Source organism: Bergeriella denitrificans NBRC 102155, from assembly GCF_001592185.1.
GTDB classification, from domain to species: Bacteria; Pseudomonadota; Gammaproteobacteria; order Burkholderiales; family Neisseriaceae; genus Neisseria; species Neisseria denitrificans.
This window is the reverse complement of the sequence record NZ_BCWL01000025.1, coordinates 1-14,981: the sequence shown is the minus strand read 5'-3', so window position 1 is coordinate 14,981 and position 14,981 is coordinate 1. Positions and strand designations below refer to the sequence as shown.

At 55.4% G+C, this 14,981-nt stretch carries 15 protein-coding genes; 8 read left to right on the top strand and 7 right to left on the bottom strand.

The window, feature by feature from the left end; all coding sequences use genetic code 11:
* The 3 genes from BDE01S_RS11415 to BDE01S_RS11240 form a co-directional block, all read left to right on the top strand.
* A partial coding sequence (locus BDE01S_RS11415) for a hypothetical protein (protein ID WP_218015848.1) occupies positions 1–737 on the top strand: 737 nt, incomplete at its 5' end.
* Positions 703–1,179 carry a hypothetical protein gene (locus BDE01S_RS11245; protein ID WP_147283870.1) on the top strand — a complete coding sequence of 159 codons (477 nt, stop codon included), beginning with the start codon at positions 703–705 and terminating at the stop codon, positions 1,177–1,179. The genes BDE01S_RS11415 and BDE01S_RS11245, both read left to right, overlap by 35 nt.
* 342 nt (positions 1,180–1,521) lie before the next feature.
* Positions 1,522–1,668: a hypothetical protein gene (locus tag BDE01S_RS11240; protein ID WP_156472593.1), complete on the top strand. Its 147-nt coding sequence runs from the start codon at positions 1,522–1,524 to the stop codon at positions 1,666–1,668.
* Positions 1,669–1,914: 246 nt separating this feature from the next.
* On the opposite strand, the gene pgi is transcribed toward BDE01S_RS11240, so the two are convergent.
* The 5 genes from pgi to zwf form a co-directional block, all read right to left on the bottom strand.
* On the bottom strand, positions 1,915–3,558 hold the full coding sequence (gene pgi, locus BDE01S_RS03025) for a glucose-6-phosphate isomerase (RefSeq protein WP_066077263.1): 1,644 nt from the start codon (positions 3,556–3,558) through the stop codon (positions 1,915–1,917).
* Between the two features lie 5 nt (positions 3,559–3,563).
* Positions 3,564–4,412, bottom strand: a complete 849-nt coding sequence (locus BDE01S_RS03020; protein WP_066077259.1) for an SIS domain-containing protein — start codon at positions 4,410–4,412, stop codon at positions 3,564–3,566.
* Between the two features lie 74 nt (positions 4,413–4,486).
* Entirely contained in the window at positions 4,487–5,518 is a 1,032-nt protein-coding gene (locus tag BDE01S_RS03015) for a glucokinase (RefSeq protein WP_066077256.1), read from the bottom strand.
* Positions 5,499–6,194 (bottom strand): 6-phosphogluconolactonase, encoded by a 696-nt coding sequence (gene pgl, locus BDE01S_RS03010; RefSeq protein ID WP_066077253.1) that lies wholly within the window; start codon positions 6,192–6,194, stop codon positions 5,499–5,501. The genes BDE01S_RS03015 and pgl overlap by 20 nt, the downstream gene beginning before the upstream one ends.
* Before the next feature lie 135 nt (positions 6,195–6,329).
* Entirely contained in the window at positions 6,330–7,793 is a 1,464-nt protein-coding gene (zwf, locus tag BDE01S_RS03005) for a glucose-6-phosphate dehydrogenase (RefSeq protein WP_066077250.1), read from the bottom strand.
* A 515-nt stretch (positions 7,794–8,308) separates the two neighbouring features.
* Between zwf and edd the strand changes: the two genes are divergently transcribed.
* Entirely contained in the window at positions 8,309–10,141 is a 1,833-nt protein-coding gene (gene edd, locus BDE01S_RS03000) for a phosphogluconate dehydratase (protein ID WP_066077247.1), read from the top strand.
* 102 nt (positions 10,142–10,243) lie between these two features.
* Positions 10,244–10,879, top strand: coding sequence for a bifunctional 4-hydroxy-2-oxoglutarate aldolase/2-dehydro-3-deoxy-phosphogluconate aldolase (locus BDE01S_RS02995; RefSeq protein ID WP_066077244.1), 636 nt, complete (start codon positions 10,244–10,246; stop codon positions 10,877–10,879).
* A gap of 108 nt (positions 10,880–10,987) precedes the next feature.
* Here the strand turns inward: BDE01S_RS02995 and BDE01S_RS02990 are convergent, their stop codons facing one another.
* Positions 10,988–11,797, bottom strand: coding sequence for a sulfite exporter TauE/SafE family protein (locus BDE01S_RS02990; protein ID WP_066077241.1), 810 nt, complete (start codon positions 11,795–11,797; stop codon positions 10,988–10,990).
* Between the two features lie 2 nt (positions 11,798–11,799).
* Positions 11,800–12,555: a CDP-diacylglycerol--serine O-phosphatidyltransferase gene (gene pssA / locus BDE01S_RS02985; RefSeq protein WP_066077238.1), complete on the bottom strand. Its 756-nt coding sequence runs from the start codon at positions 12,553–12,555 to the stop codon at positions 11,800–11,802.
* Between the two features lie 291 nt (positions 12,556–12,846).
* Between pssA and BDE01S_RS02980 the strand changes: the two genes are divergently transcribed.
* The 3 genes from BDE01S_RS02980 (at position 12,847) to BDE01S_RS02970 (ending at position 14,972) form a co-directional block, all read left to right on the top strand.
* Complete coding sequence (locus BDE01S_RS02980) at positions 12,847–13,476, top strand: phosphoribosylanthranilate isomerase (RefSeq protein ID WP_066077232.1); 630 nt, start codon at positions 12,847–12,849, stop codon at positions 13,474–13,476.
* 318 nt (positions 13,477–13,794) lie between these two features.
* A complete protein-coding gene (locus BDE01S_RS02975; protein WP_082790404.1) occupies positions 13,795–14,310 on the top strand; it encodes a cytochrome b in 516 nt (171 codons plus the stop codon).
* Between the two features lie 74 nt (positions 14,311–14,384).
* Positions 14,385–14,972: a DNA glycosylase gene (locus BDE01S_RS02970; RefSeq protein ID WP_066077229.1), complete on the top strand. Its 588-nt coding sequence runs from the start codon at positions 14,385–14,387 to the stop codon at positions 14,970–14,972.
* Positions 14,973–14,981: the final 9 nt, after the last annotated feature.

Here is a 14,981-nt window from a genome sequence, read left to right as displayed (position 1 = left end):
AAGCGGCGCAGAATGCGGTGGAGAATAATGCACACTTGAAAATCGGTCAGCGCGCTGTAAAAAATGCAGAATTGAAGGCATGTGGAGGAAATATCAGATGTGAATTGGAGATAGAAGAAAAATGGGATAAGAAATCTATTGAAAATCAAAGAGAGCTGTATGCAGCTTGTGATAAGGGTCTGAACACTCCCGAATGTATAGGCTTAAAAGAGCAAATTGATATGACTGGCTATCAAGGGCGAAGAGATTATCGCTATCCGACCGGGGTACAACTCTCGGGTGAGGTAGGAGGAATGGTTGGCCTGGGCGCGCAGGTTAATGGAAATGTGAGTTTTAGTATCGGTAATAGAGGAGCTGCAATCCAAGGAGAAGGAGGAGTTGGCTTGGGATTAGGTGCTAGTTTATATCTAAGCAAGGGAAATACTCGATTTGGCCTTGATGACACTTCAAATATATCTACTTCATTAGAACATACTCTGATGGAGAAAAAAATAGGGAATTATATAGACGACAAAAACTATACATTAGGAACAAAATTAGAAATGGGTGTAAAGGCCGGTATGTTGGATGGTTCTGCTAGCTTATATGGGGGCAGACAATATTCTGATAGTTCTAATTCCTCGATATATAAAGGTGCACGAGCGAAAGCCTCTCTAAAAACTCAAGTAGGTATTGGAGGTTTTCTAAAATGGGATATTTTAAATGGAAGAACAAAAATTTATGAAATCAAAAAATAAATATATTTTTTGTGAAAATAACAAAGGAAATGATATTAAATATGCGGAATCAGTTCAAAAAAAACTCTTTATACCTAAAGTAATATTTTATTTTATGGGGCTGTTTCTATTAATTTTAATATTAATAAAAATAATTACTGGAATAAATTCGTTTGATAACGAGATAATATTCTATTTCTTTTTATTTTTTATGCTATTAGGCATACCTATAATGATTATATTAACTATCTATGGTGGAATTTGCCCTCATTGCCATCAATTCCAAGATTTAAATGGAAAAATAACAGGAATGACTGAAAACTCATTATTCGTATCTAAAGGGATTTCGCCATTTTTTATTAATTATTGCTCAAAATGTGGGGCACCATTATCTGTGAAAGCTGTTAATGAGATTTATAAAAAATATGAAAGTCAATCGAAAATAAAGAAATCGGAAAACTGACAGATTTATATAATCCAACAAGCAAGCGTAGGGTGGGCAACTCGTTGCCCACCGCTTCGACAGATAATTACAGTTAGCAGCATACGGCGGCTGGGACGGTAAAACCGTCGATAAAGACGGCAAAGTCACCCACAGCGCAGCCCGCACCATGGGCTACGGTTCGGACAGCAACAGCCAAAACAGCAGCCTGCTGCATGCCGGCACAGGCGGGTTGCTGACAGGAAATGTTAGCGGCACACTTGGTGCGGGTGGTACATCGCTGGCTTCACCCTATTTGACCCAAGCAAGCGTAGGGGGGGGGGCAACTCGTTGCCCACCACTTCAACAGATAATTGCGTTTAAATGACTTTTCTCATCAAAAGCCTGCTTGCCTTGTTTCTTACCCAAGCCCTGCAAAGCCACGCCACCGCCAACCGCATCGACACCAACATACAAGGCCGTCTGAATATCGAAAGCGAACAAGACCGCATCAAACAAGAGCAAGCGTAGGGTGGGCAACTCGTTGCCCACCACTTCAACAGATAATTACGGTTAAATTCTCATCAAAAGCCTGTTCGCCCTGTTTATTACCCAACCCCTGCAAAGCTACGCCCTCAGAAGCAGCAAAACAGCAGCTTGGGCACAGTTGCCACTTACGGGGCAACCGCATTGCCGAAGCAGAGAAAAAACAGATCGAAGCACAGTAAGACTAAAAAAGCCGTCTGAAAATTCAGACGGCTTTTTGCTGCCAAACGCTTATTTATTCGCGTTCAAATACGTATTAATCAAACGTGTGGTCGAGCTGTCGTGCGGCTGCGGGGCGATTTCGCCGGTCAGTTCGGCCAGGATGGTTTTGGCCAGTTGTTTGCCCAGCTCTACGCCCCATTGGTCGAAGCTGTTGATGCCCCAGATGATGCCTTGGATAAAGGTTTTATGCTCGTACATGGCAATCAGGCTGCCCATGTTGCGCGGGTTGACTCTGTCCATCAGAATCAGATTGGTCGGGCGGTTGCCTGAGAAGGTTTTATGCGGCACTAAGGCTTCGATGCGCTCTTCGTCCAAGCCCTGTGCTTGCAGTTCGGCGCGTGCTTCTTCGGGGGTTTTGCCGCGCATAAAGGCTTCTGCTTGGGCAAATACGTTGGCCAGCAGGATTTCGTGGTGGCCTTTGAGGTTGCTGCGTTTTTCCAGAGAGGCTATCAGGTCAATCGGTGTGATGTGGGTGCCTTGATGCAGCAGTTGGAAAAAGGCGTGCTGGCCGTTGATGCCGGTTTCGCCCCAGATAATCGGCGAAGTTTCGTGCTCGACCGGTTTGCCGTCGAGGGTCACCTGCTTGCCGTTGCTTTCCATATCCAGCTGTTGGATAAACTTGGGCAGGCGGTGCAGATGCTGGTCATACGGGGCGATAACATGGCTGCCGCCGCCGTAGTAATTGATGTACCAGATGCCGATTAAGGCCAAAATCACCGGCATATTGCGCTCGAGCGGTGTATTGATGAAATGTTGGTCCATCAAGTGCGCGCCGTTGAGCATTTCGATAAAGTTTTCTTCGCCCAAGTAGAGCATAATCGGCAGGCCGATGGCCGACCACAGGCTGTAACGGCCGCCGACCCAATCCCAAAATTCAAACATATTGGCGGTATCGATACCGAATTCGGCAACGGCCTGTTTGTTGGTGGATACGGCAACGAAGTGTTTGGCTACGGCGCTTTCGTCGCCTGCGTGTTTCAAAAACCATTCGCGCGCGGTCAGGGCGTTGGTCAGGGTTTCCTGAGTGGTAAAGGTTTTGGAGGCGATGATGAACAAAGTCGTTTCGGGGTGGACTTTGGTTAATACGTCGCGCAGCTGCGAGCCGTCCACATTGGAAACGAAGTGCATTTTCAGACGGGGGTGGCCGAAGGGTTTCAGCGCGGTACACATCATCAGCGGGCCCAAATCGGAGCCGCCGATGCCGATGTTGACGACGTCGGTAATCACTTGGTTGGTATAGCCCAGCCAGCTGCCGCTGCGTACTTCGTGGGAAAACTCGCCCATGCGGTGCAGCACGCGGTTGACTTTCGGCATCACGTCTTCGCCGTCTACTTCTATCGGCGAGTTGGTGCGGTTACGCAAGGCGATGTGCAATACGGCGCGGTTTTCCGTGGTATTGATTTTTTCGCCGTGAAACATCTGCTGCATCCGCTCGGGCACGCCGGCTTCCTTGGCCAAGTCCAGCAGCAGCGACAGGGTTTCATCGGTAATGCGGTTTTTGGAATAATCCAGCGTCAGGCCGCCGACCTGCAGCCAATAGCGTTCGGCACGCTGTGGGTCTTGCTCGAACAGTTGGCGCATATGGTCGCTTTTGGTTTGATCGAAATGCTGCCACAATTTCGACCAGCTTGGTAAGTCGTGAAGGTGTTTCATGATGCTCAATCCTTGTGGTATCCGAGGTGTTTGCTGTGGATGCTTCGTTTGCTTTTTTGCAGTTGCAGGCTGGCCTCGTCGCCCAAGCGCAGCGCCAGGCCGATAGCCAGAATATCGATGACCGCCAGTTGCAGCAGGCGCGACACCATGGGGGTATAAAGCTCGGCGTTTTCCTGCGTGGCGACGCTCAGCACGCAATCGGCCAGCTGCGCCAGCGGCGATTCGGCGCGCGTGACCGCAATTACCGCCGCGCCGTTTTCTTTGGCGATGCTGGCTGCGTCCAACAATTCGATGGACGAGCCGGTATTGGAAATCGCTACGAGCACATCTTTATCGCTCAATACCGAAGCCGCCATCAGCTGCGTGTGCGGATCGACATAGGCTACGGTGGACATGCCGAAGCGGAAAAACTTATGCTGCGCGTCCTGCGCCACAATGCCCGAATTGCCGACGCCGTAAAATTCGATGCGGCGGGCGTGCATCAAGGTGGCGATGGCGTTTTCCAACTCGGCTTCTTTTAAAAAACGGCGTTCGCCCAGCAGGGAAGCGGCGGCATTACCCAATACTTTCTCCACCACGCTGCCCATATCGTCGTCGGCATTCAATTCTTCATGCACATACGGCATCCCTTCGTGGCCGATGCTGGCGGAAAGCGCCAGCTTGAATTCCGGCAGGCCTTTATAGCCCAGGCTGCGGCAGAAACGGATCACGGTCGGCTGGCTCACGGATGCCCGCTCGGCAATTTCCGCTACGGCGGCGTGCACAAACCATTTCGGCTCGGCCAAAGCCGCTTCCGCCACTTTGCGCTCCGCGCCGGACAAACTGGATAATGACTCACTGATTTTGCTTAACATTTCTCTCTTCCCTCAATTCAATAGATTCACGGCAGTATTCTGCCATACTGCCGTTTCAGGAATACTGCTCCGTTTTATTTCCCCGCGCCGCCCAAGGCGTTGACATGGTTGCAGGTGTGCTGCAGATGGTTGTTTAAGGCCACAGCCGCGCCGGTCAACCCCGGGAATTTGCTCAAGACGACATACACCGGAATGGCCGCCAGATACGCATCGAAGCGTCCTTTGTTTTCAAAGCGGTTGCGGAACGGCGATTGCTTGAAATAGTCGATAAAGCGCGGAATGATGCCGCCGCAGAGATAAACGCCGCCGCTGGCACCCAAAGTCAATGCCAGATTGGAAGCTACCGTGCCCAGCATGGCGCAGAAAATGTCCAAAGTCAGACGGCATAAGGGCGACGAGCCGCTCAAGGCGCTTTCGCTGATTTCCGCCGGCGTCAGCTTTTTCGGTTTCAAACCCTCTTTTACCGCCAGCGCTTCGTAAATCAAGGTCAAACCGGCACCGCTTAAAAAACGCTCGGCAGACACATGGCCGTATTTTTTCTTGGCATACTGCCAAATCATCACTTCGGCATCGTCAAACGGCGGAAAGCTGACGTGGCCGCCCTCGCCTGCCAGCGGCACCCAGCCCGAATTGCTCGGAATCAGGCCACTTACGCCCAAGCCCGTGCCCGGGCCGATAACCGCTTTCGGCGAATGCTCTTTCGGCTCCTGGCCGCCGATTTTCACCAAATCTTCGGGCGCGGTGCGGGTAATCGCCAATGCCTGCGCGGTAAAGTCGTTCAAAAAAATCAGCGTGTCAAAACCCAGCGACTGGCGCGTGGTTTCGATGGAAAACGCCCAATGGTGGTTGGTCATCTGCACCCAGTCGCCCATAATCGGATTGGCGATGGCAATGCCCGCGTGGGCGATTTTCGGATTGCCGACCCGCTTCAGATATTCGCGGATGGCATCGACAATAGTGTCGTAATCGTTACACGGCAGCACTTCGGCCTGCTCAATCTGCTGCGGCGCGACTTCGAGTGCGAAGCGGGCGTTCGTACCGCCGATGTCGGCAATCAGGCGCGGCCATACATCTTGGCAGGCGTTTTCAGTTTGCATAGAAGACATGGCAGTTAGCTCCTTCGTGATTCAAAATCAGGCTGACGGGGTAAGTGCGCGAGGCTTGTGCGGCGGCGGCCTCGAATACGGCTTTTTTCTCCGCACCCTGAATGGCCAGGTAAACGGCCGGGGTATTCAGCAGCGCGCCCAAGCTCATGCTGATGCGCTCGTGCGGCGCAGTCACCGGCGTGGTATGCACCAAAGCGGGCGCGTTTTCCACATCCAGCGCGGCTTCCAGCTGCGGCGCCTGCGGAAACAGCGAAGCGGTATGCCCGTCGCCGCCCATGCCCAACACCAGCGCGTCCGGCTGCTTGTAATGTTTCAGCGCATAGGCCAGCGCGGCTTCGGGCTGTAATTCGATTTCAGATTTACCGTCTTCCACCATCGGAATCCACTCGGCGGCGGCGGCGCGGTTTTGCAGCAGATATTCGCGCACCAGGCCGGTATTGCTGTCGGCATGGCCGGTCGGCACGATGCGCTCGTCCACCAAAGTAATACCCACCTTGTGCCAATCCAAATCCTGTCGGGACAAGGCTTCAAAAAAAGCAATCGGCGAGCGGCCGCCCGATACGGCCAGCACCGCGCTACCCTTTTCCGCCAGCGCTTTACGCAATACGGCGGCCACATCGTCGGCCAGGGCTTGCGCCGCAGCGGCGGCATTCGGGTATTCGTGCCAAGTAAACATGATATTCCTTTCTTTTTTCAGACGGCCTTGCTGGGTATAGTCAGAGCGTAAATTCTGATACAAGGCGAAGCAGCGCCATAGCAAAAATTATTCTTCAACCGGATGCCGTCTGAAAATCCATTGTTTGCCTAATCATTATGCTTCGGTTTGCGCCTGCTGCTCTTCATGCCAGCGGTGGCCGTCGCGCGCCAACAGCTCGCGGGCGGCTTCAGGGCCCCATGAGTGGGCGGCGTAGCCGTGCGGCGCTTGGGTGGATGTCGCCCAGTTGTCCAAAATCGGCATCACATATTCCCAAGCCGCTTCCAATTCGTCGCGGCGGTTAAACAGCGCCAACTTGCCGTTAATCACATCCAGCAGCAGGCGCTCGTAGGCTTCTTGGCGGCGGCCGGCGATTTCCTTGCCCATATTCACGCTCAATGCGGTCAGCTCGACGCGGTTGCCTGCGCCCGGCGTTTTCACTTGGGTATAAAGGCGCACCGACTCTTCCGGCTGCAATTCAATCACCAGGCGGTTGGGCGCGGCTTGGCTGCCGTCAAAAATCAGCGTGTCCAGTTTGCGGAAGTTCAACACAATTTCCGCCACCTTGCCGGCCATGCGCTTGCCGGTACGCAGATAAAACGGTACGCCCGCCCAACGCGCGTTGTCGATTTCGGCTTTGATGGCGACATACGTTTCGGTAAAGCTGCCGGCGGGTACGTCTTTTTCCTGCAGATAGCCGTTCATGCCTTTATCGGCGGTGTATTGGCCGCGCACCACCAGCTCGTTAACAGACTCTGCCGTCAGCGGCTTCAGGGCTTTGATGACTTTGACTTTTTCGTCGCGCACATCGTCGGCATCCAAGCTGGCCGGTTTTTCCATGGCGGTCATACACAGCATCTGCATCAGATGGTTTTGCACCATATCGCGCAGGGCGCCGGTAATATCGTAAAACTCGCCGCGCTCTTCCACGCCCAGCTGCTCGGCAATGGTAAGCTGCACGCTTTCAATATATTGATTGTTCCACAACGGCTCGAACATCACGTTGGCAAAACGCAGCGCCAGCAGGTTTTGCAGGCTCTCTTTGCCCAGATAATGGTCGATGCGGTAAATCTGCTCTTCTTTAAAATAGCGGGCGACATCGGTATTGATTTCGCGAGAAGACTGCAAATCCGTACCCAGCGGCTTCTCCAGCACCACGCGAACATTGTCGGCATTCAGGCCGACGGCGGCCAGGTTGGCGCAGGCTTGGGCAAAGAATTTCGGCGCGGTAGACAGGTAAACCACAATGTTTTCCGTCTGCTGGCGCGCTTTCACCATCTCGCCCAGCGCGGTAAAGTCTTCCGCGCGGGTCACGTCCACAGTCAGATAATCAAGGCGACGGATAAAAGATGCCCATTGGCCGTCTGAAAAATGCTGCTTCACATGGATTTTGGCGCTGCTTTCCACCTTTTCCAAAAAGCCCGCGCGGTCAAGCTCGCTGCGGCTGACGCCCAAAATGCGGCCTTCCGGATGGAGCAGACCCGCCACGTGCGCCTGATACAGACAGGGCAGCAGCTTACGCATCGCCAAATCGCCGGTAGCGCCGAACAACACCATGTCGAAATTTGTTTGGGTACTCATCTTTTGTCTCTTTTGTCTTTCATTGAAAACAGCTTCCGCCGCATGGCAGCGCCGCCCGCCGGCCGAACAAAACCGAATGAAATCATCTGCTTCTTACTGAAAACAGGCCGATTGCCGCCCTAGGGCGCATTCGTTTCGGAGCAGCCTTAAATGAGTAGTAATACTACACAGGGCTACACGGTTTGTCTATCCCGTTTTGCAGATTTTCTTTGACTTGGTTTAAAGTTTTCCCGCTTATTTCCCACACCCGATATGCCCTTCGCGTAACCCGTTTATCAGGTTTGAAATTTATCGAGATTTCCTTTGTAACAAAACTACAATAATGGTATGATAAAGTCTGCAATGCCTCATCAGATACCGCTCGAAATCGACGCACAGCCGGGCGGAAGCCGGAATGCCAGCAAGCAGTGCTCCAAAGCGCGACACTGTGCTCCATTCCCCATAAACGACGATATTTTCAGACGGCCTGCCGCTTGTCGCCGCACCGTCTGCCACTACCCGAAAGGCCAGCGAACATGAGCATCACACTCCACCCGAAATTAGCCGAAATCACCCAGCGCATCATCGAGCGCAGCCGCCCGACCCGGGAAAAATACCTGGCCAAAATCCGCGCTGCCAAGCAAAACGGCCGCTTGGAGCGCAATCAGCTGGGCTGCAGCAACTTGGCGCACGGCTATGCTTCCATGCCCAAAACCATCAAAATCGAAATGCTGCAGGAAACCGTACCGAATTTGGGCATCGTCACCACCTACAACGACATGGTTTCCGCCCACCAACCGTTTAAAGATTTCCCCGATTGGATTAAAGACGAAGCGCACAAACACGGCGCTACTGCACAAGTGGCCGGCGGCGCGCCCGCCATGTGCGACGGCATTACCCAGGGCTATGCCGGCATGGAGCTGTCTCTGTTTTCCCGCGACGTGATTGCCATGAGCACCGCCGTCGCCATGTCACACCAAATGTTTGACGGCGGCCTCTACATGGGCGTATGCGACAAAATCGTACCCGGCCTGATGATTGGCGCCCTGTCGTTCGGCCACATTCCCGGCATTTTCCTGCCCGCAGGCCCGATGGCCAGCGGCATCGGCAATAAAGAAAAAGCACGCACCCGCCAATTATTCGCAGAAGGCAAAGTCGGCCGCGAAGCCCTGCTGGAAAGCGAAATGGGTTCATACCACAGCCCGGGCACCTGCACTTTCTACGGCACGGCCAACTCCAACCAAATGATGATGGAAATGATGGGCGTACACCTGCCCGCCGCCGCCTTCGTCCACCCCTATACCGAAATGCGCGAAGCCCTGACCCGCTACGGCGCTGCCCATCTGGCGCAAAGCATCCGCAACGGCAGTGCCAAACCGCTGGGCGAAATGCTGACTGAAAAATCCTTTATCAACGCCCTAATCGGCCTGATGGCCACCGGCGGCTCCACCAACCACACCATGCACCTGGTCGCCATGGCACGCGCCGCCGGCGTGATTCTCAACTGGGACGACTTCGATGAAATCTCATCGATTATCCCGCTGCTGATTCGCGTTTATCCGAACGGCAAAGCCGACGTCAACCACTTCGCCGCAGCCGGCGGCCTGCCGTTTGTCATCCGCGAGCTGCTGGACGCAGGCTTGCTGCACGACGACGTCGATACCGTCGTCGGCCACGGTATGCGCCACTATACCCGCGAACCGTTCCTGATTGACGGCAAGCTCGAATGGCGCGACGTGCCGTCTGAAAGCGGCAACGAAGACATCCTGCGTAAAGCCGACAACCCCTTCTCCCCCGACGGCGGCCTGCGCCTGATGAAGGGCAACATCGGCCGCGGCGTGATTAAAGTATCCGCCGTGCGCGAAGGCTGCCGTATCATCGAAGCCCCCGCCATCGTGTTCAACGACCAACGCGAAGTATTGGAAGCGTTCGAACGCGGCGAATTGGAACGCGATTTTGTCTGCGTCGTCCGCTACCAGGGCCCGCGCGCCAACGGCATGCCCGAGCTGCACAAACTCACGCCGCCTTTGGGCATCCTGCAAGACCGCGGCTTCAAAGTCGCCCTGCTGACCGACGGCCGTATGTCCGGCGCATCAGGCAAAGTCCCCGCCGCCATCCACATCACGCCCGAAGCCCTGATGGGCGGCAACATCGCCAAAATCCGCACCGGCGACCTCGTCCGCTTCGATTCGGTCAGCGGCACACTGGATGTCTTGGTGAACGAAGCCGAATGGAACGCACGCACAGCCGAAACCGCCGACTTGAGCGCCAATGGCCAGGGCTGCGGCCGCGAACTCTTCGCCAACTTCCGCGCCTTAGCCAGCAGCGCGGAAACCGGCGCCATGAGTTTCGGCGGCGAATTTGCCTGATAAACGCCCGCACCGCTTGCGAAGCATTCATACCCCCTGTTTTCAGACGGCCTCCACCCTGTTTGGCCGTCTGAAAAAACCACATTTCAAAAGGAGACAGATATGTCCCAACTGACCCCGCGCGAAATTTTAAGCGCCGGCGCCGTTATCCCCGTTATGGCCATTCACGATTTGGACAGCGCCGTCGATTTAGCGCACGCCCTGGTTGAAGGCGGCATTCCCACGCTGGAAATCACCCTGCGTACCCCCTTCGGCCTCGAAGCCATCCGCCGCATCGCCAAAGCCGTGCCCGGCGCCATCGTCGGCGCAGGCACGGTCACCAACCCCGATCAGTTCAAAGCCGTAGAAGACGCGGGTGCCGTATTCGCCATCAGCCCCGGCCTGCACGAATCTCTGGCCAAAGCCAGCCACAACGGCAGCATTCCCCTGATTCCCGGCGTTGCCACCCCGGGCGAAGTGCAGCTGGCTCTGGAGCACGGCATCGACACCCTGAAACTCTTCCCTGCCGAAGTGGTCGGCGGCAAAGCCATGCTTAAAGCCTTATACGGCCCTTACGCCGACGTACGCTTCTGCCCCACCGGCGGCATCAGCCTGCAAACCGCGCCCGACTACCTCGCCCTGCCCAACGTCTTGTGCGTCGGCGGATCATGGCTGACCCCGAAAGAAGCCGTACAAAACCGCGACTGGGCCACCATCACCCGCCTGGCCCGCGAAGCCGCCGCCCTCAAAGCGGGCTGAGTTTGATAGGCTGACAGGCAGAAACTTTTGCCAAGTATGAAAAAGCCGTCTAAAAAGCGTAATTTTCAGACGGCTTTTTTTCCAATAATCTGCTCCCAAATCTGCCTGTCAGGCCGCAAACATACGCCACAGCATCCGCAGCGCAATCAGCAGCAGCAGGCAGCCGAAGGCTTTTTTCAGATATTTGTCCGGCAGCCGGTGCGCCAGTTTCACGCCCAGCGGTGCGAACACGACCGTGGCAATGCTCAAGACCACCACCGCGGGCAGATACCAGAAGCCCAGCGCGCCTTCGGGCAGGTCTTCCACTTTCATGCCCGACAGTAGATAACCGATGGCACCGGTGAGCGCAATCGGCCAGGCCAGCCCGGCAGAGGTACCGATGGCGCGATGCACCGGCACGTTGCAATACATCAAAAACGGTACGGAAAGCGAGCCGCCGCCGATGCCGACCCAGCTCGAAATCATGCCGAACACGCCGCCCACTGCGGTTAAGGCGGTTTTCTGCGGCAGGCCGCGCGAGGGCTTGGGCTTGGCGTCGGTCAGCACTTTCAGTGCCATCGCTACGGTAAATACGATAAAAAACAGCTGCAGGGCTTCATGCGGCAGGTATTTCGACACCAGCGATCCGGCCAGCGTGCCGCCGACCATGCCCGGCGCCATCAGCAACACCGTTTTCCAGTCCACCGCCTGCTTTTTATGCTGCGCCCAAACGCTGGAGAGCGTGGTAAACACCATCACGGCAAATGTTGTGCCGATGGCCAGATGCTGACCGTAAGCGCCTTCCGTGCCCTGAAGCTGGAAAATCCACAACATGGCGGGTACTAATACCAGGCCGCCGCCCACGCCGAACAAACCGGCCGTCAATCCCGACAGCGCGCCGACGGCCAACATGGTCAAGACAATATCAAGCTGCCACATTTTCAGACGGCCTTACGCTTGTTTTTCAGCCAGCGGCGCAACGCCATCACATAACCCGACAGGCTGTAGCCGAAGAAAAACAGAAACAGTACCAGCGACGGCTCCCAAGTGACCAAGAGCAGCACCAACACCGCGCCGACCATGCCCATAAACGGCACTTTGCGGCGGATATTGATTTCCTTGAAGCTCCAAAACGGAATCTGCACAATCATGGAAATCCCGGCAAACAGCGTCACGCCCAGCGCCCACCATTCCACCGCCGGGAAGCGTTCCACGCTGTGGTTGACCCAAATCAGGCCGACAATCAGCGCCGCCGCCGTCGGGCTGGGGATGCCGATAAACCAGCGTTTGTCCACCTTGCCGATTAAGGTATTGAACAAAGCCAGGCGCAGCGCGGCGCAGGCACAATAGATAAAGGCCACCGAATAGCCGACCTGGCCGAACTGCCAAAGCTGCCATTTGTAGGCAATCAACGCGGGCGCCACGCCGAAGCTGACCATATCGGCCAGGCTGTCGAGCTGCTCGCCGAACGCGCTTTGGGAATTGGTCCAACGCGCCACGCGTCCGTCCATACCGTCGAGCAGCATGGAGATAAATACCGCAATCGCCGCCACCTCGTATTTGCCGTGCATGGATTGGGTGATGGCGAAAAATGCCGAAAACAGCGCCGCAATCGTAAACGAATTGGGCAGAAGGTAAATACTGTTCTGCCGCAGCGAGGCGCGGGGCGGAACAGGATTCGGGTTTTCAGGGGTCATAGCATTTCCTAAACAGGCCGCGTAAAGCGGCATTCGCAGGCAATTATACCCGATTGTGCCGCGCGGCACAGAATCCTGCTGCGCCCGGCCGGTGCTTATCCTATAATAGGCTTATCTTTTTTATACCCTAGCCGCCCTATGTCTGCGGTTCGGCCGCACCAAGAATGAGCGCGGTTCGGCCTTAACCTTATCAAAGGCCGTCTGAAAAATCTGAAAAAACCGCACAGGTATATAGTGATATAAGCCATACCGCCATCACACCTGTTTTCAGACGGCCTGCCCGGAGCAACTATGACTATCCGTACCAAAATCTGCGGTATCACCCGCCCCGAAGACGCGCTGGCCGCCGCCGATGCGGGCGCCGATGCCATCGGCCTGGTGTTTTACGCCAAAAGCAAACGCGCCGTAAACATCGCCCAAGCGCAGGCCGTGGCGGCTGCGCTGCCGCCGTTTGTCAGCGTAGTCGCTTTGTTTGTCAACGAAACGGCGGACACCATTCGCGACATTTTGCGCCAAGTGCCCATTGATGTGATTCAGTTTCACGGCGATGAAGACGATGCGTTTTGCCGCCAATTTGACCGCCCGTATCTGAAAGCCGTGCGCGTGCGCGGGGCGGAGGATATTCAGACGGCCTCGGCGCGTTTTCCCCATGCCCGGGCCATATTGTTTGATGCCTACCACCCCGAGGAATACGGCGGCACGGGTTTGCAGTTTGATTGGCACTTATTGCGCGAATACCGAGGCAAGCCGTGGGTATTGGCGGGCGGGCTGACCCCCGAAAACGTGGCCGCAGCGGTGAACACCAGCGGCGCGGCGGCGGTGGATGTATCCGGCGGCGTAGAAAGCAGCGGCGGTATCAAAGACCACGCCAAAATCAGGGCATTCGTGGCTGCGGCTTCGGCAGGCCGTGCGGCAGAGTAGCCTGCGCCATCGGCCTGACGCACTCCGGTTGCGTATCCATGCGTACCCATAAGACAAAACAAGCCCGAGACCTTTTCCAAAATCAGAAAAGGCCGTCTGAAAACGGCTGCCCAAATAAAGTGTAAACAAACCCAAAGCAACATCAAATTTTTTAAAAATCAAACCTTTTCCCGCAGCCCGCGTTTATAATCCCGCCTTTTGCCGCCGCCGGAGACATTCACGCTGCCGCCGGTCATATCATGCGATGACATAAAAAGAGACCAAGCGCAGCCAAGGCCGCCGCTTTTTGTGTTCATTCACAATCACGAAAGAACCACTATGAACGATACCCCGCAATATTACGGCACAATCAGCCGCCTGCTGCACTGGCTGATGGCATTGGGCTTCGCCTTTATGGCCGTGATCGCCGCGCTGTTTGCCACCGACGACAAATATTACAGCCTGATGGATTACCACAAGCTCACCGGCTATTTCCTGTTTATCCTGTTTTGGGTGCGCCTGGCATGGGCTTGCGCCAACCGCAGCCGCCGCCCGCACAATGATTTGGCCGCACGCCTCGGCCACGCCGCACTGTATGTTTTGATGTTTGCCGTACCCTTTATCGGCCTGCTGCGCCAATACGGCAACGCGCGCGGCCCGCTGGAATTCGGCGGCATGACCCTGCTGCCCGCCGCCGCTGAAAAAATCACTTGGATGACCGAATTGGGCGGCGCGGCGCACGGCAAGCTGGGCTGGCTGCTCTTCGCCCTGGCCGCCGGCCACATCCTGATGGCCGTACTGCACCAAATCCAAGGCAAAAAAATCCTCAACCGCATGGCCGGTCCTCGCCGCTGATGCTTCAAGCCGCACCTTTTACGGGGTGCGGTTTTTCCATTCCGCCCCCGTTGCCCGTTTCAGAAAGCACGCCCATGCCCGAAATCGAAACCCACCCTTTCCCGCCCGTCTTGCCGCCGCACGCCACGGTCATGATGATGGGTACGTTTCCGCCCAAAGACGACAAACGCGCCATGCAGTTTCACTATCCGAATTTCCAAAACGATATGTGGCGCGTGTTCGGACGTATCTTTTTTGACGATGCGGATTATTTCAAAAAACCGTCTGAAAAAGCCTTTGACGGTGCGAAAATCACCGCATTTTTAAATGAGCGCGGCATTGCTTCCTGCCCGACGGTGTGGAAAGCGATACGCGGGCAAGACAACGCTTCCGACAAATTCCTGCAGGTCGTCGAAGCCGTGCCGCTGGCGGATGTGTTGGCGCAGATGCCCGACTGCCGCCATATCTGCACCACCGGCGGCAAGGCAACGGAAGTGTTGCTCGGTTTGCTCGATGATAAAGTGAAACTGCCGAAAACCGGCGAAACCATCGCCTATCCCTTCGGCGGCCGCGAGTTAACCCTCACCCGCCTGCCCTCCACCTCCCGCGCCTATCCTTTGAGCTTGGATAAGAAAACGGCGGCATATCGGGCGTTTTTCGAGATGGCGGGGCTGCTGCCCTGAGCGGCGTAT